Below are 25,320 nucleotides of genomic sequence, written 5' to 3' on the forward strand. Positions count from 1 at the left end.
GACGGCAGCCATGATGCAGCGCGTCACTACGATCGCGAAGAGCATGTGAACGAGAGCCACTTACCCGTTGCCGGGCTGCATCGCCCTCGAAGGAGGGGTCAATTCAGGCCGGCGGCGTCCAGCTATCGTCGATCATCTTGATGATCGCAGAAAAGTCGAGCCCGGCCCCGCCGCGGTCGGCGAAACGGGTGTAGAGTTCCTCCGCTTCGCCGCCCATCGGCGTATAGGCACCGGCCGACTTTGCGGCTTCCATGGCCAGCCGCAGGTCCTTGAGCATCAGGGCCGTCGCGAAGCCGCCCTGGTAGCCGCGGTCGGCCGGCGTTTCCGGCCCGACCCCGGGGACGGGACAATAGCTCGTCATCGACCAGCTTTGGCCCGACGCCTTGGAACTGATGTCGTAAAAGGTCTGGAGATCGAGGCCCAGCTTCTGCGCCAGCGCGAACGCCTCGCAAGTCGCCACCATGGTCGCGCCGAGCAGCATGTTGTTGCAGATTTTCGCGGCCTGGCCTGCTCCTGCGTCGCCGGCATGGATCACGGCCTTGCCCATCTGATCGAGGAAGGGCTGCGCGCGCTGAAACCCATCGGCAGAGCCGCCGACCATGAAGGTCAGCGTGCCGCTTTCGGCCGCCGCTATGCCGCCAGATACCGGTGCATCAACCATGGTGTATCCAGCGGCTTCTGCCTCTTTCTCAACGGCTTTCGCGGTGTCGACGTCAATGGTCGAACAGTCGATCAGGATCGCATTCGTCGGAGCCTTGCCGAATACCGCCGACCGAAACACCTCGGCGACATGCTTGCCCGCCGGCAGCATGGTGATGACGGCTTCGGCATCCGCGACCGCTTCTTCACTGGACGAAGCACGGCTGCAGCCGTGGTTTTCAGCCCGGGCAAGCGCCTCTTCCGACAGGTCGAAGGCGCGGACCTCATGGCCTGCCTTGGCCAGATTGGCGGCCATGCCGCCCCCCATGTTGCCGAGCCCGATGAATGCTACGCGTGCCATGCTGCTGCTCCTATCGCCCCGTCCACTTGCCCGGCCGCTTTTCGACAAAAGCGGCCATGCCTTCCTTCTGGTCCTCGGTCCCGAACAGTCCGTGGAACAAGCGCCGTTCGAAGCGGATGCCCTGTGCGAGCGGCATTTCGAACCCCGCGTTCACCATTTCCTTGGTCGCGATCGCGGCTAGCGGTGCCATCCCCGCAATCTCGGTGGCGGTTTTCAGCGCTTCCTCAACGAGCGAGGCGACGGGAACAACCTTCGCGACAAGACCCGCGCGCTCCGCTTCCTCGGCGCCCATCATCCGGCCGGTCAAGCACATCTCCATTGCCTTGGCCTTGCCGACGGCATGGAGCAGCCGCTGCGAGCCGCCCATTCCGGGGGTGACGCCCAGCTTGATCTCCGGCTGGCCGAATTTCGCATTGTCACCGGCGATGATGAAGTCGGCCATCATCGCGACTTCGCAGCCGCCGCCCAGCGCAAAGCCGCTCACCGCGGCGATCCACGGCTTGCGGGTCGCGGTGACCTGTTCCCAGCCGGCGAAGAAGTTGGACGCATACATGTCGGCGAAGCCCTGGCTCGACATCTCCTTGATGTCGGCGCCGGCGGCGAACGCCTTTTCGGAGCCCGTGAGGACCAGGCAGCGCTGGCTGTCGTCTGCGTCATACGCGGCAAAAGCGGTGATGAGCTCGCGCAGCACTTCGCTGTTGAGCGCGTTGAGCGCCTGCGGACGGTTCAGCGTGACCAGCGTCACCGCGCCGCGCTGTTCCACCAATATGCTGTTGTACGACATGCTTGCTCCCTAAAACTCGAACGGCGTCCACTGCTGGTCGTCAGGCAGCGGCTCGAAGAAGGCGGCGACCTCCGCATCGCTGATGGCCTCGGGCGAAGCCGGCGACCAGCGCGGCCGGTTGTCCTTGTCGATCAGCAAAGCGCGCACGCCCTCCTTGAAGTCGGGATGGCGGATCAGGCGCACCATGAGGCCATATTCCATCCGCATCTCGTCCACGAAGTGCAGCTGGTAGGGGCTCTCCTGCAGCAGCTTCAGGCTGACCTTGCAGGCCATCGGCGACTTGGCGCGGATGGTGGCCGCTTCCTTGGCCGCCCACTCGTCGCCCTCGGCAGCGCCAGCGTCGAGTGCGGCGATGATGTCCTCCAGCCGGTCCGACGCAAAGTAGCGGTCGATCTTCTTGAGATTGCCCATGATCCGAGCGGTCGGCACGTCCTCCTCGCTGAGCTCGTCGAGGATCGCCTGGACCCGGAAGGGTTGCTCGATGATCCGCTGCTTGGCGTCCTCAAGCCGCTCGGACGGGATGTAGTGGGTCGCGAGGCGCAGCTTCAGGCACTCGGCGCCGTCGAGGCGCGCACCGGTCAGGGCAAGGAACTGCGCGAGGCGGCCGCGAAGGCGCGAGAGGTAGCGGCCGCCACCGACGTCCGGGAAAATGCCGATTGTCGTTTCCGGCATGGCCAGCAGCGTCCGCTCGGTCGCGACACGGTAGCGGCACGGACAGGCGATGCCGACGCCGCCGCCCATGGTGACGCCGTCCATGAAGGCGACCCCGGGCTTGGGATAGGTGTATTCGAGGTGGTTCAACCGATATTCGTCGAAGAAGAAGGCGCGCGCGGCGGCTTCATGGCCTTCGACATTCTGGCTGATGTCGACCACGTCACCGCCGGCGCAGAAGCCTCGCCCTTCCGCATGATCGATCAGGATGATGCGCACCTCCGGGTCGTCGCGCCATGCGATCAGCGCATCGGCCATCCCCTGCACCATCCGGCGGTTGAGGCTGTGCAGCGCCCTTGGCCGGTTGAGCCGGATGCGCCCGGCCAGCCCTTCCTTGAGCGTCAGGACTTCGGCGGTCTGAAGATCGGTCATCGCGTTCATGGCTGTCTTAGCTTGCCTTTGCGTAGCTGCCCGGAGCGGGCTCGATCCCGTCCGTGATGTTGCGGGCGTCGACCTTCCTGCCGTCGCCCTTGCGGTCCAGCCACCCGGTCCAGTGCGGCCACCAGCTGCCCTCGTGCCGGGTAGCAGACGCCAGCCAGGCCTTGGCGTCAGCGGGCTGTTCGTCATTGGTCCAGAAGCCGTGCTTGTTGGCGGCGGGCGGATTGATCACGCCCGCGTTGTGACCCGAGCCGCCGAGCAGGAAGTCGGCGCCGAGGTCGCGCGCACCGCGATACACGGCCTCCCAGGCGGAGACATGATCGTCCTTCAGCGCGATCACCAGCATCGGCGTGTCGATCGCGGCAAGCTCGATCGGGGTTCCGTCGACCTCGAACCCTGCCGGGTCCTGGAGCCGGTTGTTGAGCAGCAAGTCGCGGTTGTAGCTTTTGAGGAACGCCGCCGGAATGCGCGCTCCGTCCTCGAACCAGTAGAGCAGGTCGCTGGGCGGCGCCGGCTTGTCGAGCAGGTAGTGCTGCACGACCGAGGACCAGATGAGGTCGTTGGCGCGCATCGCGGCGAAGAGGCGCTGCAACTCCAGGCTGTCGATGAAGCCCTGCGCCTCCAGATGGTCTTCGAGCGCCGCGAGATGGCCTTCGTGGACGAAGGCCGACCAGTCACGCATGTCGGCGAAATCGACGAGGCTGCCGATCAGCGTGGCGCTGTTCACCTCGTCTGCGCGGCCCTTGGCCGCGAGCCACGCGAGCGCAATCGCCACCAGCGTTCCGCCCAGGCAGAAGGAGAAGAGGTCAGGCGAGGCGCCGGTCCGCCCGCGCACCTGTTCGATAGCGGTAACGATGCCCTCCAGCACATAGTCGCCGACGCCCTTGTCCTTATGCTGCTCGGTCGGATTGACCCAGCTGATCACGAAGACGGTGCGCCCTTCGTTGACCAGCCACTTCACCATGCTCTGCCGGGGCACGAGGTCGATCATGTAGAAGCGGTTCACCAGCGGCGGGACATAGAGCAGCGGCTCGGCCGCCACCTTATCGGTGGTGGGTGTGTACTGAATCAGTTGGAACAGTTCGTTCTGGAACACGACCTCGCCCGGCGTGGCGGCAATGGTCTTGCCCTTTTCGAACGCGGTCGGGTCGGTGCGGCGCTGGACGATGCCTTTGCCGGACGAGACGTCCTCGATGAGATTGGCGAAACCCTGGACGAGGTTCGCGCCGCCGGTCTCACGCACCCGCTCCAGCACGTCGGGATTGGTGGCGACGAAGTTGGTCGGGGCGACCGCGTTCAGATATTGATCGAGCAGGAACCGGGCCATGGCTTGCTGGCTGCCGTCCTGGCCCCCAAGTGAGATGAGTTCGCGCATCTGCTGCGAGGCGAGCAGATAGGCGTCGCGGATTGAGCGGAAATACGGGTCGTCCTGCCACTTGGCCGAGGAGAACCGGCGGTCACGCGGCTTTTCGCTCGGCTTGCCCGACAGCGCCCCCGTCCAGAATTCGCCCCACTGACGGGCCGCGTCCATCTGCACCTGCAGCAGGTCGGCGGGCCGCGCGGCGAGGCCGAGTGCGAGTTCGCCGGTCGTCTGGGCGATGGCCAGCGGATCAAAGGGCAGGGTGGGTTTGGTCGTCATGGTTTGAAAATCTTCCGTTCATCCGGAGCGAAGTCGCGAACGCGAGAAAAAGGCTGTCTCGACCGCGCTCGACACGAGCGGACCTTCAACTGATTACTGGCGCAACATTTCCCGGGCGGTGATCATCCGCATCACCTGGTTGGTGCCTTCCAGGATGGAATGCACGCGCAGGTCGCGCCAGAACCGCTCGATCGGATAATCCTGCAGGTAGCCGTATCCGCCGTGGAGCTGCAGCGCGCGATCGACGATGGACGAGCCATTGTCCGTCGCCAGCCTCTTGGCCATCGCCGCGAAGCGGGTCTTGTCGGGCGTATTGGCCGTGACCTTCGCCGCCGCGACGTAGAGCAGATAGCGCGCCGCTTCGAGATCGGTCGCCATGTCGGCCAGCATGAACTGGGTGTTCTGAAAGTCGGCAATAGCCGTACCAAACTGCTTGCGTTCCTTGGTATAGGTGACCGCTTCGTCCAGGCAGCGCTGCGCTCCGCCGAGCGAGCAAGCGCCGATGTTGAGTCTTCCGCCGTCCAGCCCCATCATCGCGATGCGAAAACCTTCGCCTTCGCCGCCGACCCGATTGGCCACCGGCACGCGAACCTCGTCGAAGTTGACCTGCGCCGTTGGCTGCGAATGCCAACCAAGCTTCTTCTCCTGAGCGCCGAAGCTGACGCCGGGCATGTCCTTTTCGATCACCAGGCAGCTAATGCCCTTCGGCCCGTCCTCGCCGGTGCGAACCATGGTGACGTAAATCTCGTTCTCGCCGCCGCCCGAGATAAAGGCCTTGGAGCCGCTGACGACGTAATGATCGCCGTCCAGCACTGCCCGCGTCTTGAGCGCCGCTGCGTCGGAGCCTGAACCAGGCTCGGTCAGGCAATAGCTGCCGATCCGGTCCATGGGGATCATGGAGGGAAGATACTTCTCCTTGACCTCACGCGAACCGAAGCGGTCGATCATCCACGCGGCCATGTTGTGAATGGAGATGAACGCGCTCGTCGACGGACAGCCGTAAGCCATCGCCTCCATGATCAGCGCAGCTTCGAGCCGGCCAAGCCCGATCCCGCCGCTTTCCTCGCTGACGTAGATTGCGCCGAAGCCCAGTTCCGCCGCCTTCCGGATCGTGTCGCGGGGAAAGATGTGCTTCTCGTCCCACTCGCCGGCGTTGGGCGTGATCTCGGCGGCGGTGAACTGGCGGGCCATCTCCTGGATCTGAAGCTGGTCGTCGGTGAGCTCGAACTGGTGCATGGCGGCGCCCTAGCAGACAGCGCGCGGGCGTTTCCAGTGGGTCAGGCGCAGCGGCTGTAGCGGAAGCGGCCTTCTTCCTCGGCCCGCGTCAGCGTGTCGCCGGTGCGGGTGAGCGTCTGGACCTTGGTCCAGTTCATGCCTTCGCCGGTGAAGCGAAACAGGCCGGAGAAGCTGGTGGCGATGGCCGGCCGCACCTCGGCGAGCCGACCGACCGATTCGTAGAAGCGGATGCTGGTCGCATCGACGGTGATGAGGCCCTTGGCGTCGCCCCGGGTCGAGGTGCAGTCGGCGGGCACCATTCCCCAGCGGCCTCGATACTGGGCCGGGATGACATTGGCGGGTCGCGCTTCCGGCTGGGGGGCCGGCGCGGCGTCATTCGTCACCGGGGTATCGGCGGACTCCGTCTCATTTTCTGTCGACGGCGGCGTATCGGTGATGTTTTCCACCGGTGGCAGAACGACGTTTTCGGCCCCGCGCGCAACCGGGTTCCTGCCGCTCCGCTGAGGGGCCGGACCCGGAGCGCCGCCCTCTGCCAATGCCTCCGAGCGGTCGGCCCGGTCGCTCGCGGGACTGCAGGCGGCAAGGGTCGCCGCGGAGATAAGCAATGGAAAAAGACTACGCATCAACGACCAACGCTTCCGCTTGAAATTCGACCCGCCACTCGTCCCGCAGCGAGCGGCCGCGACCGTTTCGGCTGAGGGATCGCGCAATTGCACTCATGTTAGGGGCAGCGAAGATATTCGGTCACGGAGCGTTGGCCGTCGCCGTCATCGTCGTTGACGGCCAGCGATCCGTTTGGCTGCAGCGCAAAGGCCTTGCGAGCCCGGGTGGGCGTATCCGCATAGGTGGTATCGAAGGTCGCATCGATCATCTGGTCACTGCGCTGGTGAACCTCGATGATCCGGCCCCCTTCCTCGAACAGCCTGTATCCGCTCGCAATGACGGTCAGCACCTTGCCGAAGTTGCGATTGGTCGAGGACGTCTGGTTGCAATCTTCCCGCGTTGGCGATCGTCCGAGATCGTTCTGGCGCCACTGCCCATGAAGGAGAGGGGGCATGGTCGCCTCGAAGGGGCCGGCGGTAGCGGTCGTCGACGGGGCAGGTCCGTCCGAAAAAGTCGCGGGCGCCTGGCAGGCGGACAGTGCCGCGAGCAGGATGAGGGGGGCAAACGTCTTCTTCATGCCCCCACCAACGCCTCCGCTTCGATTTCGACCCGCCACTCGTCCCGCAGCAGCGCGCTTACGACGACCATGGTGGCCGCCGGTCGAATGTCCCGAAACAGCTCCCCGTGCGCAGCGCCGACCGCATCGGCATCGGCCGGATCGACGATAAACATGCGGGTCCGCACGACATCGGCCGCCCCACCGCCGAGTTCGTCGATCGCCTTCAGAATGATGGCAAAGCAACGCCGCGCTTGCGCCGCCGCATCGCCGGGCGTGGAGCTTCCGTCGTCTTCGACCGGTGCAGTCCCCGAAACAAGGATGCGATCGCCGACACGAACAGCGCGAGCGAACCCATAGCCCGGTTCGAAAGGAGAGGTCCCGAAGGCGTGCCGCTTCATGACCTCTCCTGTCGACATTCATGCAAAGTTAGGACGCCGGTGCGACCGGCGGAAGGTCCGCCATGCCGTCCCAATCGAAGCGGGACATGGTCACCGCCGCGCAGCTGTAGGTCGCGCGGTTGTGAATGGGCGCCTCGACCATCTGGCTCGCGACTTCCGGCCGCAACTTGGCCATGGCCTGCTTCGCAACATCGAAGTGTCGGCTGAAGACCATCCCGTGATGCTTGCTGCCGTCCGCCAGGCGCTCACCCATGAAGGGAGTGGCGTCGCCGAGATAGGCATATTGACCGGCCTCGACCCGAATCATCGGCGCGCCGAAGCAGTTGCTGCTGGTCAGCGGCACGTTGGGGCCGACGTTGGCGCCGTTGAGCACATAATCGCCGGCAGTGACGGGAATGACGCGCAGCTCATAAACCGCCTTCTTGTCGCCGCTTGAAACGCCGACGACGTAGGTCGTCTTGTCGCCTTTCTTCTTCCAGTCGCGAGGTTGGTAGAAGAGATCGCCCTCCGCGCGGTTGTAGCGGAACAGCTGAACCATGCCCGACCGGCCCGAGGCGGCACCGCCGTTGCGGCGGAATGCCATCACGATCGCGCCCTGGCCGGGTTCCAACCGCGGCAGCACGGCCTTGGCCGGGTCCTTGTGCAGGAACAGCGTCGGCGCGCCGGCCAGAACGGGCGAGATCTTCAGAGCCGGATCGTTGGGCTGGGCGAAAATATTGTGGTCCTCCACCTCGCCCTGCACGGTCGGCGCGCCGACGATGCGGTTGAAATATGCCTGCTTGTCGGCATCCGCCATCTTGCCGACTGCCGCGGCCTGATCCGCCGGGAGGCGAACCATCCGCCAACCCTTGAAGAGCAGACAGCGCTTGCGGTTCTCGCGCCGCTGGATGCCCTCCGCGATGGCGGCCCCGATTGCCGCTCCCAGGCCGCCACCGATGCCGGCCGCCAGCGGCGAGATCGACGGGTTGTAGAGCGCTGGATTGTAGTAGGTCGAGCTACCGCTGATGATCTTGGATCCGCGCGCGATCAGGCGGCATTCCTGCCAGTCCGCGTCATACTGCGCACGGGTGGCGCCCGGCTTGTTATAAAAGCGGTTGTCCTTCAGGTCGCGGGCTGCGTCCTTCGCGATCTCTTCGGGCGTGTCCCTGTTTTCCGGTGCCGGTTGCGCCGCCGCGCCCGAAGCAGCAGCAAGTGCGATAAAGCTAGCGGCCGCCAGCGTAGCGGCCGAACGCACAAACTTACGATTCATGATGTCTTTCCCCACCCCATACCGGCACGAGATGGCCGGTGAGGCGAAAAACCTCCGGGATGCGAGTCTGTCAATCGACAGGGGTCGGATAAGTGGCTGATTTCCTAACCTTGTGTCCGTCTCGCAACGTCTAGCCCATCGTCGGGATGACGAACGCATTCGCCGCATCGCCGACGCCGCCGTCGGGCCAGCGCTGGGTCACGACCTTGGTCTTGGTCCAGAAGCGCAAGCCCTCCTGCCCGTACTGGCCGATGTCGCCGAAGCCCGAACGCTTCCACCCGCCGAAGCTGTGATAGCTGACCGGCACCGGGATCGGCACGTTGACGCCGACCATGCCGACATTCACCCGGCTGACGAATTCGCGCGCCGCATGACCGTTGCGGGTGAAGATGGCGACGCCGTTGCCGTAATCGTGCTCGCTCGGCAGCCGCACCGCTTCCTCGAAGTCGCGGGCGCGCACCATCTGCAGGACGGGTCCGAAGATCTCTTCCTTGTAAGAGCGCATGTCGGGCGTAACTCGGTCGAAAAACGTCGGGCCGATGAAGAAGCCTTTCTCGCTGCCCTGCAGCGTGAAGCCGCGGCCGTCGACGACCAGTTCGCTGCCTTCGTCGATGCACATCTGAATATAGCCCTCGACCCGCTCTTTGTGGGCCTGGGTAACTACGGGACCGTAATGCGCATCCGGGTCGGTCGAGACGCCGACGCGTAGCGCCTGGATGGCCGGGATCAGCTTTTCGCGCAGGCGATCGGCGGTTTCCTCGCCGACCGGCACGACCACCGGCAGCGCCATGCAGCGCTCGCCCGCCGAGCCGAAGGCCGCGCCGGCGAGGTCGTTGACCACCTGGTCGAGGTCGGCGTCCGGCATGACGATGCCGTGGTTCTTGGCCCCGCCGAACGCCTGCACGCGCTTCCCATTCGCCGTGCCGCGCGAGTAGATGTACTGCGCGATGTCGGATGAGCCGACGAAGCTGATCGCGGCGATGTCGCGGTGGTCGAGGATCGCGTCGACCATCTCCTTGTCGCCGTGAACGACATTGAGAATGCCGTCGGGCAGGCCCGCTTCCTTCATCAGTTCGGCCAGGCGCACCGGGACAGTCGGGTCGCGCTCCGAGGGCTTCAGGATGAAAGCATTGCCGCAGGCGATGGCCATGCCGAACATCCACATCGGGATCATCGCCGGAAAGTTGAACGGCGTGATGCCCGCGCCGATGCCGAGCGGCTGACGCATGGAGTAAACGTCGATGCCGGGGCCGGCGCCCTGGGTATATTCGCCCTTAAGCGCCTGCGGGATGCCGCAGGTATATTCGATCACCTCCAGCCCGCGCTGGATGTCGCCCTTGGCGTCGGCGATCACCTTGCCATGCTCGGCCGACAGGATCTCCGCGAGCTCGTCCATGTGCTGCTCGATCAGTTCCTTGTATTTGAACATGACCCGGGCCCGGCGCTGCGGGTTGGTCGCGGCCCAGGCGGGCTGTGCAGCCTTAGCCGCATCCACCGCGCGCTGCAGGTCGGCGGAGGTGCCGAGGCGGACGCTGGCCTGAACCGCGCCTTCGCTGGGGTTGAACACGTCGGCCGAGCGTTCGCCGCTCGTGAAGCTGCCGCCGCCGATGAAATGGTCGATCTGCCGCATGTCTCTTGTCCTGCCTCAAGTCTATTCTCGCGCGCTCTAGCCACCGGCGTCCGCGAATGCCAGTTGTGCCAGCCGAGGAGATTGCCCGATGCGCCAGTTCGCGTTCCTGCCCGCCCTTCTGCTGTCCACTACCGCCGCCCAGGCGCAGCAGCCGCCAAGGCCCGAAGTCCTGCTCAATCAGGTTGCGTCGCAAGTGCAGCAGCAGCGGCTGTATCGGGACATTCAGAAGCTCGTCAGCTTCGGCACGCGCCATACCCTGTCCTCGCAGACGGACCCTAAGCGCGGCATCGGGGCGTCCGTGCGCTGGGCCGAGGCGGAGATGAAGAAGCTCGGCCTCCAGACCCTTCAGACCTGCGAGACGGTCAGCGGCCGCCGCATCCCCGCGCCCACCCGCCTGTGCAACGCCGTCGCCATCCAGCGCGGCACCGAGCGGCCGAACGACGTGGTGATCATCACCGGCCACATCGATTCGCGGGTCACCGACGTGATGGATTTCACCAAGGATGCACCGGGCGCCAACGACGACGGCTCCGGCACCGCCGCGGTGCTGGAGGCGGCGCGGGTGCTGTCCAGGCGCAAATTCCCCGGCACCATCGTCTATGCGGCGCTCAGCGGGGAGGAGCAGGGGCTTTACGGCGGCAAAGTGCTGGCCGACTATGCCAAGGCGCAGGGCTGGAACGTGGTCGCCAACCTCAACAATGACATCATCGGCAATAGCTGCGGCTCCGACGGGGTCTGCAACGCCAATGCCGTGCGGATCTTCTCCGAAGGGCCACGCTGGCAGGGGCGGGAGGAACTTGCCGCCCGGCAGCGCAGCCTGGGCGGAGAGAATGATTCGCCCTCGCGCAATCTGTCTCGCTTCCTCGATACGCTGGCCGAGCGGCTGCCGGCGATCGGCCTCGACGTCATGCCGATCTGGCGCAACGACCGCTTCGGCCGGGGCGGAGACCATACGGAGTTCCTTAACGTCGGCTATCCAGCGGTGCGCTTTTCGGTGGCGGTGGAGAATTACAACCACCAGCATCAGGACCTGAGGACCGAGGGCGGCGTCGAATATGGCGACACCATCGACAAGATGGACTTCCCCTATCTGACCAAGGTTGTGAGGCTGAATGTTGCAGCACTGGCCGCCCTGGCGAGCGCGCCTCCGCCTCCGGAGCCGACGGTTGAGGGCGCAGTCAGTACGGACACCAAGGTCAGTTGGAATTCCGTGAGCGGCTCTGCGCGCTATGTTATTCGGTGGCGCCGAACCGATCAGAACCAGTGGCAGCAGCAGCAGCCTTTCGAGATCGACAACGCCTTGGTCGCCCGGGCCCGGCGGATACTGCCGGCGACGCCAGCGGGGGCCACCGCAGTTGAGCAGGTGAGCATGAGTGCCACCTTGCCAAGGGTTCGCGTCGACGACTGGGTATTCGGCGTTTCCTCCGTCAGCAAAGACGGCTTCGAAAGCCCCGTCGCTTCGGCTGTCCCCGGCGGCGCGTTCAAGCCCTATGTCGCCCCTCCGCCTGCGCCGGCGGGGCAGTAAGCCGCATTCATTTCGCTCGTCCTGAGCGGAGAGCCGCAGGCTCGTAGTCGAAGGGCGTTGGCACGAGACGACGCCCTTCGACTTCGCTGCGCTCCGCTCAGGACGAGCGGGAAGATGCGAGGTGAAACAAGTTCGGCATGACGGTCGTTCTTGTTCCGGAAGGAACTCTCATGGCCGGCGGCTGGACGCGCGATGGCGCGGTGCAGGATCAGATCGACGACACGGTGAAGGACGCCGTGCTGCGCGCTCGCGCCCTGACGCCGGCGGGGGAGAGCGCGAGCGAGTGCGACGATTGCGGCGAGACCATCCCCAAGAAACGCCGCGACGCGCTGCCGGGCGTCCGCACCTGCATCGCCTGCCAGTCGGAACGCGACAAGGCCGTGCAGCACTCCGCCATCAACCGCCGTGGCAGCAAGGATAGCCAGCTTAGGTGACTCGTCACCCCGGCCTTGAGCCGGGGTCCGCCTTCCTTCATTGCAGCCCCGGAAAGAAAGGCGGATGCCGGATCAAGTCCGGCATGACGACCATTGAGCAATCATGCCTCGCAAACCCGTGCCATCCGGCCTGCCCTCCCGCCAGCAGATCCTCGACTTCATCCAGCAGTCCGGCCAGCCCGCCGGCAAGCGTGAGATTGCGCGCGCCTTCGGCCTGCACGGGCATGACAAGATCATGCTCAAGGCGCTGCTCAAGGACATGGCTGACGAGGGGCTGATCGACGCCTCGCCCGGGCGCGCTTTCCACAAGGCCGGCGGGGTGCCCAAGGTCACCGTGCTGCGCGTCGTCGAGGTGGAGGAGGGCGCGGTCGCGGTGCCCGACAACTGGCAGGGCGAGGGGCCCCCGCCCAAGCTGCGGGTGATCGAGAAGGGGCGGCGCTCAGCGCTGACGCTCAACGACCGCATCCTCGCTCGCACGGAGGAGCGCGGAAAGGGGCATGTCGCCCACCTGATGAAGAAGCTGGCCAAGTCGACCGAGCTGGTGTTGGGCGTTGTTCACCAGGAAGGTGAGGGCGGGCGTTTGTGGTTGAAGCCCGTCGACAAGCGCGAGCGCCGCGAATTCCCGATCAGCGACCTTGGCGAGGCGCAGGTCGGCGACCTGGTGCTGGCTGAGCCGTCCGGCCGACCGCCGCGGGTGTCGGCGCGGGTCGATGCGGTGCTCGGCGACCCCTTCGCTCCACGCAGCTTCAGCCTGATCGCCATCCACAAGCATGGCCTGCCGCATGAGTTCAAGGACGAGACGGTCGAGGAGGCCCGGCGCGTCTCCAAACTGCTGCTTGGCGGGGACCGCGAGGACCTGCGACACCTGCCGATCGTCGCCATCGATCCCGCCGACGCCCGCGACCACGACGATGCCATCTGGGCCGAGCCCCGCGAGGATGGCGGCTGGAACGCGATCGTCGCCATCGCCGACGTCAGCTACTACGTCCGCCCCAACAGCAGCCTCGACCGGGAGGCCCGCCGCCGCGGGAACAGCGTCTATTTCCCCGACCGCGTCGTCCCGATGTTGCCGCATGAACTGTCGTCCGACATCTGTTCGCTGAAGCAAGGGCAGGACCGCGCGGCGCTGGCCTGCCACCTCGTGATCGCCGAAGACGGCACGCTCAAAAGCTGGCGCTTCACCCGCGCCGTGATCCGGGTCGCAGCCAATATCGCCTATGAGGACGCGCAGGCGGCAATTGATCTCGATCGGGCACAATCTTCTCGTTCGTCCCGAGCGCAGTCGAGGGACGTTGACGCGGGAGAACGTGTCTCGACTTCGCTCGACACGAACGGAGATGTGACTGAGGTTTCCTCCTCACCCTGTTCCATGCCCGAGATCGAGCCCGCACCGCCGCCCGTCTCCCCCGAACTCGTCCAAACCGCGCTCAAGCCTCTGTGGTCCTGCTGGGCCGCCCTGCTCGCCGCCCGCAACCGGCGCGAGCCGCTGGAGCTCGACCTGCCCGAGCGCCAGATCAGCCTCGACGAGAAGGGCCGCATCCTGTCTGTGGCCCCGCGCGAGCGGCTCGACGCGCACCGGCTGGTCGAGGATTATATGATCGCTGCCAACGTTGCGGCGGCCAAAGCGCTGGAGGCGAAGAAGGCGCCGGTCATGTACCGCGACCATGAAGCGCCGGGCCGCGAGAAGCTGGTCGCATTGAAGGATTATCTCGCCACCTTCGACCTGGAATTCGCGCTCGGCCAGGTGGTGAAGCCATCCACCTTCAACCGGATCATCGACCGGGTCGGCGACAGCGATGCGAGGCCGGAGATCATGGAGCAACTGCTGCGCACCCAGACCCAGGCCCGCTACTCGCCCGATCCGCTCGGCCACTTCGGGCTGGCACTCGCCAGCTATGCCCATTTCACCTCGCCCATCCGCCGCTACGCCGACCTCCTCGTCCACCGAGCGCTGGTCAGCGCCTACCGGCTCGGCGACGGCGGGTTGCCTCCGGAGGACGTCACTCGCTTCACCGAGATCGGCGAGAGCATCTCCCAGCTCGAGCGCCGCGCGATGGAGGCGGAGCGCGAGACGGTCGACCGCTATGTCGCCGCCTACCTCGCCGATCATGTCGGCGAGCTGGTCGACGCGCGAATCACCGGCGTGCAGCCGTTCGGCTTCTTCGCCACGGTGGAGGGCCTCGGCGGGGATGGGCTGGTGCTCGCCAAGGAACTCGGCAACGAATATTTCCGCTACGACGAGAAGGCCCGCCTGCTGGTGGGCGAGGAGAGTGACGAAACCTACCGCGTCGGCCAACGCCTGAAACTTCGGTTGGTCGAGGCGAGCCCGATCAGCGGTGCGCTGCGTTTCCAGTTGCCGGAAGGCCGCTTCGGCGGCGGTGAAGCCCGGGCATCGCGCGGCGACCGCACCCGACGCCCACCGATGGGCAAGCGCGGGCGCCCGGCCAACATCCGGCACCAGGGCCGAAGCAAACGATAGGGAGAGAAGATTTGGCTCAGCACAAGATCGCCATCATCGTCGGTTCGATCAGGGAAGGTTCGCTCAACCGCAAGGTTGCCCATGCCATCTGCGGCTCGGTTCCGGAGAGCCTGGAATGCCGGATCGTCGAGATTGCCGACCTGCCGCTCTACGACCCCGACCTCGACGACGATCCCCAGCCCGAGGCCTGGCAGCGCTTCCGCCGCGAGATCGCCGAATGTGACGGCGTGCTGTTCGTGACCCCCGAATACAACCGCTCAATTCCCGGCGCGCTCAAGAACGCCATCGACGTCGGCTCGCGCCCCTATGGCAAGAGCGTATTCAGCAAGAAGCCGGCCGCCATCGTCACCGCCTCACCCGGCGCGCTCGGCGGCTTCGGCTGCAACCATCACCTGCGCCAATGCTGCGTGTTCCTCGACATGCCGACCATGCAGCAGCCCGAAGCCTATCTCGGCGGCGTGGCGGACGAGAAGTTCGGGCCGGACGGCTCGGTCACGGACGAAGGCCTGGCCAAGCTGCTGAAGTCGCTCGGCCAGGCCTTTGCCTGCTGGGTCGACCTCATCCACGCCGGCCGGGCGGCGTTGGCCTGATCGTCATTGCAAGGAGCGGAGCGACGACGCAAACCACCTCGCCGCGAGCGGACTGAATTGCTTCGCTGCGCTCGCAATAACACTTACAACTTCGGCAGCGTCACGCCCTGCTGGCCCTGATACTTGCCCGCGCGGTCGGCATAGCTGACCTCGCACGGCTCATTGCCCTTCAGGAACAGGAACTGGCAGGCGCCTTCGTTGGCGTAGATCTTGGCGGGCAGGGGCGTGGTGTTGCTGAACTCCAGCGTTACATGCCCCTCCCAGCCGGGCTCCAGCGGCGTCACGTTCACGATGATCCCGCAGCGCGCATAGGTCGATTTGCCGAGGCAGATGACCAGCACGTCGCGGGGCACGCGGAAATATTCCACCGTCCGGGCCAGCGCGAAGCTGTTGGGCGGGATGATGCAGCAGTCGGTCTTGCGGTCGACGAAGCTGTTGGCGGCGAAGTCCTTGGGGTCGACGATCGCCGAATCGACGTTGGTGAAGATCTTGAACTCGTCCGCCACGCGCGCGTCGTAGCCGTAGGACGACAGGCCGTAGCTGATGCACCCGTCCCGCCGCTGCGCCTCGACGAACGGTTCGATCATGCCGTGGCTCTGGGCCTGCTCGCGGATCCAGCGGTCGGATAGGATGCTCATGGGTGTGGCGTAGCGACTGGCAGCGGTGCGGCCAACCGTTGGTCGCATCCATCGACGGAGTTTTCCGGCGCTTCCCGCACTTATCCACAAAGCTTCCACGGAAAAGGGGCGAGCCGGTCTTCACGCGGGAGCACGGACGGGTAGAAGTTGCAGCATGGCCGAAATCCTTCGTCACCCCGGTGCTGCCAGCGAGCCTCCCGAAGCGCCCACGCTGCCCTCGAACATCGAGGCCGAGGCTGCATTGCTGGGCGCGTTGATGCTGGACAACCGGCTGGTCGAGGACGTGCAGCTGAAGTTGCGATCGGATCACTTCTTCGAACCGCTCCACGGCCGCATCTACGATGCCCTGTTGCGGATGACCGATCGCAACATGATCGCCAATCCGGTGACGCTGCGACCCTTGTTCGAGGCCGACGAGGCCATGAAGGTGGTCGGCGGTCCGGCCTATCTTGCTCAACTGACCGGATCGGGCGCGGCGATCATCGGCGCGCGGGACTTTGCCCAGCAGATCTACGACCTCGCCTTGTTGCGAAGCCTGGTGCAGGTCGGGCGCGATATGGTGGAAGGGGCGCTGGACACGTCGGAAGACGTGCTGCCGCTCGACCAGATCGAGCGCGCCGAAACCGAGCTCTACAAGGTCGCCGAGCAGGGCGGCGGCGAAGGCAAGGTCAAGGCCTTCGCCGAAGCCACCCGCGTGGCGCTGGAGACGGCCGAGAAGGCGCTCAATTCGGGCGGTCACCTCAGCGGCATCACCACCGGCTTCGACAGCATGAACGGCAAGATCGGCGGCATGCACCGGTCTGACCTGATGATTCTCGCCGGCCGCCCCGGCATGGGCAAGACCTCGCTCGCCACCAACATCGCCTTTGCCGCCGCCCAGCGTTTCCTGCGCGACCAGGAAGACGGGATCGAGCCGGCCAAGTCGGCCGGCGCACCGACCGCCTTCTTCAGCCTGGAAATGAGCGCCGACCAGCTTGCCACCCGTATCCTGGCGGAGCAGTCGAACATCTCGTCCGAGAACCTGCGCATGGGCAAGATCAGCCAGGCCGAGTTCCGCAACCTCGCGCGGGCTGCATCGGAACTTCAGGCCCTCCCGCTGTACATCGACGACACGCCCGGCCTGACCATCGCCGGGCTGCGGGCACGCGCGCGCCGGTTGAAGCGGCAGAAGGGGATCGGCTTCATCGTCGTCGACTATCTTCAGCTGCTGCAGGGTACCGGCAAGTCGTCCGACGGCAACCGCGTTCAGGAAATCTCCGAGATCAGCCGCGGCCTCAAGCAGTTGGCCAAGGAACTCGACTTGCCGGTGCTGGCACTGTCGCAGCTCAGCCGTGCGGTGGAGCAGCGCGAGGACAAGCGGCCGCAATTGAGCGACCTGCGCGAATCCGGCTCGATCGAGCAGGACGCGGACATGGTGTGGTTCGTGTTCCGCGAGGATTATTACGTCATGGCCAAGGAGCCGAAGCGTCCGATGGAGGGCGACGACCCGAAGGTGTTCGAGGCGCACGATCAGTGGCGCCTGGACGTCGAGCGGGTCTACGGCCTGGCCGAGGTGATCGTCGCGAAACAGCGCCACGGCGCGACGGGCAAGGTGAAGCTGAAATTCGACGCCGAGGTCACCCGCTTCAGCGATCTGGCCGACGAAGCCTACCTGCCCGAGATGCGCGGCGGCTGAGGGTTCCCGGGGGCGGGGACGGGCGGGTCGGCGTACCGCAAGCGCCGGCCCGCCCATGTCGTTTCGTCGTGGAGCGATTAAAAACTTACGGCTGCAAGCCTGCAGAATTCGCGAACGCCCGTCGTTAGTTGGAAGCTCAGTCTTCCAGCATGTTGGGGTCCTTTAACCCCTCGCCAATGCTGGCGCGCGCAATCTCCGCTTCGCTGCTGGTGACTGGATAGGCGCAATAATCCGCGGCATAGAAGGCGCTTGGCCGGTGATTGCCCGACAGGCCGACGCCGCCGAAGGGCGCGTTCGACGGGGCGCCATTGGTCGGCTTGTTCCAGTTGATCACACCCGCGCGGACGTTCGCCCAGAATTTGTCGTAAAGCTGGGGGGATCCGCCGATCAGGCTGGCGGCCAGGCCGAACCGCGTGTTGTTCGCCTCGTCGATGGCGGTATCGAACTCCGCCACCCTGATCAGCTGAAGCACCGGTCCGAACAATTCTTCGTCCGGCAGATTCTCGATGCCGGTCACATCGATCAGCGCAGGGGTAAGGAACGCAGTGCGCTCGTCCGGCCGGTCCAGGCGACGGATCACCCGGCCGCCACGGATCATCAGGTCCAGGAACTGCTCCTGCAAGTGATCGGCCGCGGCCACGTCGATGACCGGACCCATGAAGGGCTGCGGGTCGCCGTGGGGTTGTCCGACGATGATCCGGTCGAGCAGCTTCAGGATGGAAGCGACCAGGTCGTCGGCTTCGCTTTCCTGCACGATCAGGCGGCGGGCGGCAGTGCACCGCTGTCCGGCCGACAGATAGGCCGATTGCACTGCGATGACTGCGGCCGCCTCGACGTCCTTGGCGTTCCAGACCACCAGCGGATTGTTGCCGCCAAGCTCAAGCGCGAGAATCTTGTGCGGTGTCTCGGCGAATTGCCGGTGCAGGGCCATGCCGGCGCGGGCGGAGCCGGTGAATAGCAGACCGTCGATCCCATCCTGTCCCGCCAGCGCCCGACCCTCATCGGGCCCTCCGATCAGAAGGCGCACGACACCCTCGGGAATGCCCGCCTCGTGCAGGCAGTCGACCAGCAGGGCGCCGGTCGCCGGGGTCTTTTCCGATGGCTTGAAGACCACCGCGTTGCCGGCGATCAGCGCCGGGATGATGTGTCCGTTCGGCAGGTGGGCAGGGAAATTATACGGCCCCAGCACTGCCAGGACGCCATGTGGCTTGTGCCGAACCGCAACCTTGCTCCCCAGCGCCCCTTCGAGCCGACGTGTCGGCGTTCTCTCCGAATAAGCGTTGATCGAGATGTCGACTTTGTTGATGACGGCGCCGACTTCGGTCGTGGCTTCCCACAAAGGCTTGCCCGTCTCGCGCGCGATGAGGTCGGCGAATTGCGCCTCGCGGGCGCGGACGACATTGGCGAAGCGGCGCACCGCCTCCATCCGGAAGGACACCGATTGCGCCGCCCAACCTGGCCATGCGGCGCGGGCGGCAGCGACCTCGGCGGCGGCATCGCCCACCGGGCCGGACCATAGCTCCGCGCCAGTCGCCGGCTCGTACGAAACTAGCAGTTCGCTCATCCGCCCTCCCTGTCGCGCCGTCTCCGAGCATGGGGCGCGGGCAAGGTCAAGGGCGGCCCGGGGCGTCGGCGCGATAAGCATCGCCCATGCGGCGGATGGCGGCGATTTTCTGCTCGAATGGCGACCAGTCGTCGTCAGTGGCGATGCGCTCCCAGATCGCCTCGACCTCTTCGATGTGCATGGAACAGGGCCGATCGTCCGACCAGTAAGGGTGGCCGGCCGGCTGCTCCCGGCCCTCCAGCTGCTGCGCCAGCGACCGAAACACTTCGCCTTCATATTCGGCGCGCTCAGGAACTCGGCCGCCGCGCCAGTCGAAGAAGAAGCGATCGATCGTGGCCGTTCGCAGGGCCAGAGCCTGAATGATGGTTCGAGCAAGCGTCCGATCGCCGTCGCCGTCCGCCTGGCAAACGCCCAGCCGCCGCAGCAGGGCAGCAGCGAGCGCGCGATGGAAGCGGTCGGCCCAGTCTTCAAGGATCGCGCTCAACGCCGGTGGGTCGGCGATCAACGCGAGGCAGCCGGCCAACTGCGCGACGTCCCACTGGATCGCCTCGGGCTGACGACCGAACGCATACAGGCCGCTCTGGTCGAAATAGGCGGCGGTGAAGCCCGTGTCCCATTCGGGCGTAAAGCGCCACGGGCCATAATCGAAGCTTTCACCGGTGATATTGATGTTGTCGCTGTTGAGTACTCCATGGACGAAACCCGCCGCCAGATAGCTCGCGGCTAGGCCGGCCGTCGCGGCGGCAACCAGATCGAACAATCGGAGTGCGTCCGCGGCGTCGTCGCCGCTCGGCTGTTCATCATAAAGCTGCGCAAGGCAGTAGCGCGTCAGCTGCGCAAGATCGGCCACTTCCTCGAAATAGGCGAGGCGCTGGAAGGTGCCGATCCGGATATGGCTGTGGCTGAGGCGGGTCAGCACCGCCGACCGGGTTGGGGAGGGCTCGTCGCCGCGACTAAGCGCCTCGCCCGTTTCGAATACGGCAAAGCTCTTGCTGGTGTTGACGCCAAGCGCCTCCAGCATCTCCGTCGCCAGCACCTCCCGGACCGCGCCTTTCAGGGTGAGGCGTCCGTCGCCGAAGCGGCTGTAGGGCGTCTGGCCCGACCCCTTCGTGCCAAGGTCCAGCAGGCGACCGTCGCCTCCCCGCAACTGAGCGAAGAGAAAGCCGCGGCCATCGCCGATCTCGGGATTATAGGAGCGGAACTGATGCCCATGATAGCGCAGCGCCAATGGTTCCGGCAGGTTGTCGGGAAGCGGCTCGAACCGATGAAAGTGCGCCGCCCAGTCGACCTCGCCCAAGCCCACCGTCTCGGCGGCGCGCCGATTGAGGAAGCGAGGGACGGCCGCCGGAAACTCGGCCGGCTTCACTGGGTCGAAGAACGCGGGCCCGAGCTGTAAAATCGCCGGATCGGGTCGATAGGCTTGCGCTTGGGGCATCTGGTCCTGATAGGGGGCTGGTCACAACAGGGGAAATACGCGTGGCAGCGTACGAGGATCGCTTCTTCAACAGCGCTGACGGCGTTCGGCTCCATTATCGCGATTATCAAGGCGGCTCGGCCGATCAGCCGCCGATCCTGTGCCTGCCCGGCCTGACCCGGAACGGGCGCGATTTCGAGCCGATCGCCGAGCATGTCGGCGGCAGGTGGCGGCTGATCGCACTCGATTTCCGCGGCCGTGGGATGAGCGATCCCGACCCCGATCCCATGCGCTATCACCCCAAGACCTATGTGTCCGACGTGCTGAAATTGCTCGATCAGCTCGGCATTGCGGACGCGCTTTTCATCGGCACCTCGCTGGGCGGGCTGGTCACCATGTTGCTGGCCGCGACCGACGAGGAGCGGATCGCGGGCGCGCTCATCAACGACATCGGCCCGGAGGTCGACCCGCGGGGAATCGAGCGCATCCGGACTTATGTCGGCAAGCCGGCGACGTGGAACAGCTTCTCCGACGCCGCCAGCAACTTCGCCGAGCGAATGGGCGACGTTTATCCGCGATGGGGCGAAGCAGAGTGGAAGCGATTTGCCCGGCGGACCTGCCGGGAGGAAGACGGCACGGTCTTCCTCGATTACGACATGGCGATCGCCAAGCCATTCGGCGAAGCCAATGAAGGTACGCAGCCCAATCTGTGGCCGCTGCTGGCCGGCCTCGGCGGCAAGCCGGTCACGGTCCTGCGAGGCGCGACCAGCGATCTGTTCGCGGCCGATGTCGCCGAGCGGATGATCGGAGAGCTGGGCGACGAAGCAGAGCTGGTGACGATCGCCGACGTTGGGCACGCGCCTAGCTTCGACGAGCCCGAATCGCTTCAGGCGCTCGACCGATTGCTCGAGCGGGTGCTGGCTAGGCGCTGATCCGGCGCAGCTTGTCGAGCGCCGGCTCCATGCCCTCTTCCTGGGCGATCGTACCAACGAACTTGCCGTCGCGTCCGAACAGCAGGACCGATGCGCCATGGTCGACCGTGTAGCCGTCCGGAGCGTCTTCGTCCTTCACCCTGGCCTGGTAGATGGCATGCTGCTTCGCCACCCGGTCGATCTGCTCGCGGGTGCCGGTCAGGCCGATGATCGGCGTGTCGAACAGCTGGGCGTATTTGCCGACGTCCTCGGGCGTGTCTCGCTCGGGGTCGACCGAGACGAATACGATCTGGAAGGCGCCATCTCCCTTGCCCAGGCGCTGTCGCAACTGCGCCAAGCGGCCGAGCGTGTTGGGGCAGACGTCCGGGCAATTGGTGAAGCCGAAGAACAGCGCGTAAGGCTTGCCCGCAAGCGCTTCGGCGCTGTTGAACGGCCGACCGTCGGCCCCGGTCAGGGTGAACGGTCCGCCAAGGGTAAAGCCAGGCATTCCGGGTTCGGCCCGGGTCAGGGTCGTCTGGCCCAGCTGTGGCTCCGGGCGGAGCAGCAGAAAGGCAAGCGCCACTGCGCCGAGCGCCACCAACGCCCAGATCGCCAGGCGGACCTTTTGCAGGGTCGTCCGCGGCGGATTAATGACGGGCGTGTCCGGCATTGGGGGCACTCATCTGAATTGCAATGGAGGTCTCAACGAGGCCCGCGCGCTGAAAGCGGAGGGTCAGCGGCAAGCGGCTGCCTGGCTTCAATTGCGCGCGGAGACCCGTCAGCATGATGTGGAGGCCGCCAGGCTTCATCTGGATCATGCCGTCCTGTGCGATCGGCTGGGCATGCGCGGCGCGCATTCGCATGACGCCACCCGCGGTGCTGGTCGCGTGAAGGGTCGCGCGGGCCGCGACGGGGCTCAAGACCGCCAGCAGCCGGTCGGCGCCGGGACCCGCATTGTGGATCGACAGATAAGCCACCGACCCGGCCTGGCCAGCAATGGTTGCCCGCGCCCAGCCACCGACGTGGAACGTGGGCGCCTGTGCGACAGCTGGAACCGCGAACGCCACAGCAGCGGCGGCGAGAAGGATGAAACGCATGATCGGCGCTATCTAGGGGGCTAGTCCGGCCGGGTCCAGATGAAGGCAGCTGCCATCGAACAGATCGCCACCGGCACCAATAGCAGCGGCAAGGGCAGGAGCCATGTGCTTACCGCGACGCTCGCGGCAAGCGCCAGGGATGCCGCCCACTTTCCGGGGCGGCTGATCGCTCCCCGCTGACGCCAGCTGCAGATATGCGGTCCGACGGTCGGGTGGCGGAGAAGCCAGGCTTCCAGCCGCGGATCCGACCGGCCGAAGCACCAGGCGGCAATGATCCAGAATACGACGGTAGGCAGCAAAGGCACCACCATCCCGATCGTACCAACCGCCAGGAACAGGCCGCCCGCGGCGAGGTAGAGCGCCCGCCGCACCTCCTCAGTCTTCGGGTGCGACCGTGACCGCAATGCCGTCGAGCGTGTCGTCGAGTATGATCTGGCACGACAGGCGACTGCCGGGCTGCCGAACGTCGCTCATGTCGAGCAGCTCATCCTCGTTCGGTCGCATCGGCGCCAGTGCGGCCAGCCATTTGTCATCGACATAGACGTGGCAGGTCCCGCACGAGCAACAGCCGCCGCACAGCGCAAGGACTTCCTCGATCCCGCCGCCGCGCAGATTCTCCATCAGCGACCGACCGCTTTGACCGGTCAGTTGCCTCGTCCGTCCGTCCCGCGTCGTAACCGCGATCGACGGCATGGTCAGCCGAGCGCCTCGACGATGGTCACATTGGCGATCCCCCCGCCTTCGCACATTGTCTGAAGACCGAAGCGCTTGCCGCGCTTCTTCAGGGCATGAAGCAGGGTCGTCATCAGCTTGGTGCCGCTGGCGCCCAGCGGGTGGCCAAGCGCAATGGCGCCGCCGTTGACGTTCAATCGCTCCGGATCGCCGCCGATCTCCCGCAACCAGGCGAGGGGAACGGGGGCAAAGGCCTCGTTCACTTCATAAAGGTCGATGTCCTCTATCTTCCGCCCGGACCGTTCCAGCGCGCGCCGGGTGGCCGGGATCGGCTCCATCAGCATGATGACCGGGTCGCCGGCGGTGACGGTCAACTGATCGACCCGGGCAAGCGGGGTCAGACCGTGGTCCTTCAGCGCCCGCTCGCTCACCACCATGACGCCCGAGGCGCCGTCGCAGATCTGGCTGGCGTTACCGGCGGTGATGACGCCGTCAGGCGTGAGCGTCTTCAGGCCGGCGAGCCCTTCCAGCGAGGCGTCGGTCCGAACTCCCTCGTCGCGGCTATGCCGCACCCTGTTCCCCTCGGAATCGGTGATTTCCAGCGCAACGATCTCATCATCGAAGTCACCGCGTCCGGCGGCTGCGGCTGCGCGACGGTGGCTTTCCAGCGCAAAGCCGTCGAGCTCCTCGCGGGTCATCCGGTAATTTCGGGCGATCATCTCCGCGCCGGTGAACTGGCTGAATTCGTTAACGCCGTAGCGGTCCTTGATCGACTGAGGCCAAGGACCGATGCCGATCCCGGCCTGCATCGGAAGGAGCACGGGCAGGCCCATCGGCACGCGCGTCATGCTCTCGACCCCAGCCGCGATCACCACGTCCTGGGTGCCGCTCATCACCGCCTGGGCGGCGAAATGGAGCGATTGCTGGGATGACCCGCACTGGCGATCGATGGAGACGGCCGGAACGCTGTCGGGCAGTTTCGAGGCCATCACCATGTTGCGCCCGATGTGAAAGCTTTGCTCGCCGACCTGTCCCACGCAGCCGGCGATGACGTCCTCGATGGCCGCGGGGTCCACGCCCGTACGGTCGACCAATGCATTGAGCACCTGCGCGCCGAGGTCGGCGGGATGCCAGTCCTTGAGCGCGCCGCCGCGCTTGCCTCCGGCAGTTCGGGCGGCAGCGACGATGTAAGCTTCGGCCATGATCACCTGCGAATGGAAAACCCAACTCAGGAACCACTAGAGCAACCGAAGGGCCGCTCCAAGGGCAGGGATCAGGCGGGGCCGGCGGTCACCAGAACCAGCGGCGCTTGGTCCGCATGGCCAGCCTGGGATACGCGGCGCGGGCCTTTTCCGACAGCAAGGCCTGCCGGACGGCGAAGACGGATGTCGCAACGTTCGCGCGTTCGGCGGTGAACGCTTCCGGCACGTTCGAAACGAAGCCGGCCGCCTGGATGGCGAATACCATCGGCTGCCCGTTCTTCTCGATGAACAACGGGCTGCCGGACGACCCCGGATGGGCCGCGCAATCGTTCAGCCATCCGTTTGCCGCGACGGCGCGGATGCGGCAGTCGGGGTCGACCATCAGCCGGCGCACGTCGCTTGGGAAACCGACCGCAGCCAGCTTGCCGCCCGCCTGAAGAATTGCCCCTGGGTCGCTTAACGGATCGGCTGCCAGCTGGACCACCGGGGCATCGTCGAGGCAGCGGTCGAGACGCAGCAACAGCCAGTCGCTGGAAAAGTCCGCCGGGTTCTGACGCCGCTCCATGTGGCCGGCCCGAACGGCGCGAGCGTTCACCCGATCGTTCCCAAGCAAAAGCTGGGCCTGTTGGCCGATCGGATCGGAATTGGCGCTGATCAGGTGCTGGGCCGTCACGGCATAGCAGGCATCGACCAGGAAAACGGTCGTCTGCCGGTCGGCGTAAACGCCCGTTCCGATGGTACCCGAGTGCAAGGATCCGGTCCGAACCGGCACCCGGTCGTCCGCGTCGAACACCGTCGCAGCGCAAACCGACGATTGCACCAGCGCGATGGCAAGGAGACAGCGGAACATGTGGACAACTCCGGTTGCGTATCCGGAGGGTCTAGCCAGAAGTCCTTACCAGGCCGTTTAGCCTGCCAGCGCCAAGGCGTCG

Annotated in this window: 25 protein-coding genes; 6 read left to right on the forward strand and 19 right to left on the reverse strand. The window is 65.8% G+C overall.

The window, feature by feature from the left end; all coding sequences use genetic code 11:
* Window positions 1–103: 103 nt before the first annotated feature.
* From mmsB to AC4GYS_RS07280, 10 genes are all read right to left on the reverse strand, one after another.
* A complete protein-coding gene (mmsB, locus tag AC4GYS_RS07235) occupies window positions 104–1,000 on the reverse strand; it encodes a 3-hydroxyisobutyrate dehydrogenase (protein ID WP_491108417.1) in 897 nt (298 codons plus the stop codon).
* A 10-nt stretch (window positions 1,001–1,010) separates the two neighbouring features.
* The gene (locus AC4GYS_RS07240) at window positions 1,011–1,784 is read right to left on the reverse strand and encodes an enoyl-CoA hydratase (RefSeq protein WP_491108418.1); all 774 of its coding nucleotides are present in this window, start codon (window positions 1,782–1,784) and stop codon (window positions 1,011–1,013) included.
* Window positions 1,785–1,793: 9 nt separating this feature from the next.
* Window positions 1,794–2,876, reverse strand: coding sequence for an enoyl-CoA hydratase/isomerase family protein (locus AC4GYS_RS07245; RefSeq protein WP_491108419.1), 1,083 nt, complete (start codon window positions 2,874–2,876; stop codon window positions 1,794–1,796).
* Between the two features lie 7 nt (window positions 2,877–2,883).
* Entirely contained in the window at window positions 2,884–4,512 is a 1,629-nt protein-coding gene (locus AC4GYS_RS07250) for a PHA/PHB synthase family protein (RefSeq protein WP_491108420.1), read from the reverse strand.
* Between the two features lie 93 nt (window positions 4,513–4,605).
* Window positions 4,606–5,748, reverse strand: coding sequence for an acyl-CoA dehydrogenase family protein (locus tag AC4GYS_RS07255; protein WP_491108421.1), 1,143 nt, complete (start codon window positions 5,746–5,748; stop codon window positions 4,606–4,608).
* Between the two features lie 41 nt (window positions 5,749–5,789).
* Window positions 5,790–6,371 (reverse strand): hypothetical protein, encoded by a 582-nt coding sequence (locus AC4GYS_RS07260; protein WP_491108422.1) that lies wholly within the window; start codon window positions 6,369–6,371, stop codon window positions 5,790–5,792.
* A 98-nt stretch (window positions 6,372–6,469) separates the two neighbouring features.
* Window positions 6,470–6,928, reverse strand: coding sequence for a hypothetical protein (locus tag AC4GYS_RS07265; RefSeq protein WP_491108423.1), 459 nt, complete (start codon window positions 6,926–6,928; stop codon window positions 6,470–6,472).
* Window positions 6,925–7,308 (reverse strand): RidA family protein, encoded by a 384-nt coding sequence (locus tag AC4GYS_RS07270; RefSeq protein ID WP_491108424.1) that lies wholly within the window; start codon window positions 7,306–7,308, stop codon window positions 6,925–6,927. The genes AC4GYS_RS07265 and AC4GYS_RS07270 overlap by 4 nt, the downstream gene beginning before the upstream one ends.
* A gap of 28 nt (window positions 7,309–7,336) precedes the next feature.
* Window positions 7,337–8,557 (reverse strand): hypothetical protein, encoded by a 1,221-nt coding sequence (locus AC4GYS_RS07275; protein ID WP_491108425.1) that lies wholly within the window; start codon window positions 8,555–8,557, stop codon window positions 7,337–7,339.
* A 130-nt stretch (window positions 8,558–8,687) separates the two neighbouring features.
* A complete protein-coding gene (locus AC4GYS_RS07280; protein ID WP_491108426.1) occupies window positions 8,688–10,187 on the reverse strand; it encodes a CoA-acylating methylmalonate-semialdehyde dehydrogenase in 1,500 nt (499 codons plus the stop codon).
* 88 nt (window positions 10,188–10,275) lie between these two features.
* On the opposite strand from AC4GYS_RS07280, the gene AC4GYS_RS07285 reads away from it, so the two are divergent.
* The 4 genes from AC4GYS_RS07285 (at window position 10,276) to AC4GYS_RS07300 (ending at window position 15,215) form a co-directional block, all read left to right on the forward strand.
* On the forward strand, window positions 10,276–11,712 hold the full coding sequence (locus AC4GYS_RS07285) for a M20/M25/M40 family metallo-hydrolase (RefSeq protein WP_491108427.1): 1,437 nt from the start codon (window positions 10,276–10,278) through the stop codon (window positions 11,710–11,712).
* 170 nt (window positions 11,713–11,882) lie between these two features.
* Window positions 11,883–12,146, forward strand: coding sequence for a DksA/TraR family C4-type zinc finger protein (locus AC4GYS_RS07290; RefSeq protein WP_491109374.1), 264 nt, complete (start codon window positions 11,883–11,885; stop codon window positions 12,144–12,146).
* 103 nt (window positions 12,147–12,249) lie between these two features.
* Entirely contained in the window at window positions 12,250–14,625 is a 2,376-nt protein-coding gene (locus AC4GYS_RS07295) for a ribonuclease R family protein (RefSeq protein WP_491108428.1), read from the forward strand.
* A gap of 11 nt (window positions 14,626–14,636) precedes the next feature.
* Window positions 14,637–15,215 (forward strand): NADPH-dependent FMN reductase, encoded by a 579-nt coding sequence (locus AC4GYS_RS07300; RefSeq protein WP_491108429.1) that lies wholly within the window; start codon window positions 14,637–14,639, stop codon window positions 15,213–15,215.
* An 83-nt stretch (window positions 15,216–15,298) separates the two neighbouring features.
* On the opposite strand, the gene dcd is transcribed toward AC4GYS_RS07300, so the two are convergent.
* Window positions 15,299–15,853: a dCTP deaminase gene (gene dcd, locus AC4GYS_RS07305; RefSeq protein WP_491108430.1), complete on the reverse strand. Its 555-nt coding sequence runs from the start codon at window positions 15,851–15,853 to the stop codon at window positions 15,299–15,301.
* A gap of 154 nt (window positions 15,854–16,007) precedes the next feature.
* On the opposite strand from dcd, the gene AC4GYS_RS07310 reads away from it, so the two are divergent.
* Window positions 16,008–17,528, forward strand: a complete 1,521-nt coding sequence (locus tag AC4GYS_RS07310) for a replicative DNA helicase (protein ID WP_491108431.1) — start codon at window positions 16,008–16,010, stop codon at window positions 17,526–17,528.
* Window positions 17,529–17,664: 136 nt separating this feature from the next.
* Here AC4GYS_RS07310 and astD read toward each other — a convergent pair whose 3' ends face one another.
* Window positions 17,665–19,092 carry a succinylglutamate-semialdehyde dehydrogenase gene (gene astD, locus AC4GYS_RS07315; protein WP_491108432.1) on the reverse strand — a complete coding sequence of 476 codons (1,428 nt, stop codon included), beginning with the start codon at window positions 19,090–19,092 and terminating at the stop codon, window positions 17,665–17,667.
* A 46-nt stretch (window positions 19,093–19,138) separates the two neighbouring features.
* A complete protein-coding gene (locus AC4GYS_RS07320; protein ID WP_491108433.1) occupies window positions 19,139–20,527 on the reverse strand; it encodes a protein adenylyltransferase SelO family protein in 1,389 nt (462 codons plus the stop codon).
* A gap of 41 nt (window positions 20,528–20,568) precedes the next feature.
* On the opposite strand from AC4GYS_RS07320, the gene AC4GYS_RS07325 reads away from it, so the two are divergent.
* Window positions 20,569–21,438 carry an alpha/beta fold hydrolase gene (locus tag AC4GYS_RS07325; protein WP_491108434.1) on the forward strand — a complete coding sequence of 290 codons (870 nt, stop codon included), beginning with the start codon at window positions 20,569–20,571 and terminating at the stop codon, window positions 21,436–21,438.
* On the opposite strand, the gene AC4GYS_RS07330 is transcribed toward AC4GYS_RS07325, so the two are convergent.
* The 6 genes from AC4GYS_RS07330 to AC4GYS_RS07355 all read right to left on the reverse strand — a co-directional run bounded on the left by AC4GYS_RS07330 (window position 21,428) and on the right by AC4GYS_RS07355 (window position 25,238).
* The gene (locus AC4GYS_RS07330; RefSeq protein WP_491108435.1) at window positions 21,428–22,087 is read right to left on the reverse strand and encodes an SCO family protein; all 660 of its coding nucleotides are present in this window, start codon (window positions 22,085–22,087) and stop codon (window positions 21,428–21,430) included. The genes AC4GYS_RS07325 and AC4GYS_RS07330 overlap by 11 nt on opposite strands.
* On the reverse strand, window positions 22,065–22,514 hold the full coding sequence (locus tag AC4GYS_RS07335; RefSeq protein ID WP_491108436.1) for a copper chaperone PCu(A)C: 450 nt from the start codon (window positions 22,512–22,514) through the stop codon (window positions 22,065–22,067). Before AC4GYS_RS07335 ends, AC4GYS_RS07330 begins: the two co-directional genes overlap by 23 nt.
* A gap of 20 nt (window positions 22,515–22,534) precedes the next feature.
* On the reverse strand, window positions 22,535–22,885 hold the full coding sequence (locus AC4GYS_RS07340; protein WP_491108437.1) for a YbaN family protein: 351 nt from the start codon (window positions 22,883–22,885) through the stop codon (window positions 22,535–22,537).
* A 4-nt stretch (window positions 22,886–22,889) separates the two neighbouring features.
* Window positions 22,890–23,207: a 2Fe-2S iron-sulfur cluster-binding protein gene (locus tag AC4GYS_RS07345; protein ID WP_491108438.1), complete on the reverse strand. Its 318-nt coding sequence runs from the start codon at window positions 23,205–23,207 to the stop codon at window positions 22,890–22,892.
* Between the two features lie 2 nt (window positions 23,208–23,209).
* Entirely contained in the window at window positions 23,210–24,388 is a 1,179-nt protein-coding gene (locus tag AC4GYS_RS07350; RefSeq protein ID WP_491108439.1) for an acetyl-CoA C-acetyltransferase, read from the reverse strand.
* A gap of 88 nt (window positions 24,389–24,476) precedes the next feature.
* On the reverse strand, window positions 24,477–25,238 hold the full coding sequence (locus tag AC4GYS_RS07355) for a trypsin-like peptidase domain-containing protein (RefSeq protein WP_491108440.1): 762 nt from the start codon (window positions 25,236–25,238) through the stop codon (window positions 24,477–24,479).
* Window positions 25,239–25,320 lie beyond the last annotated feature (82 nt).

The sequence above is a fragment of the Sphingomonas sp. SP1 genome (assembly GCF_058313395.1).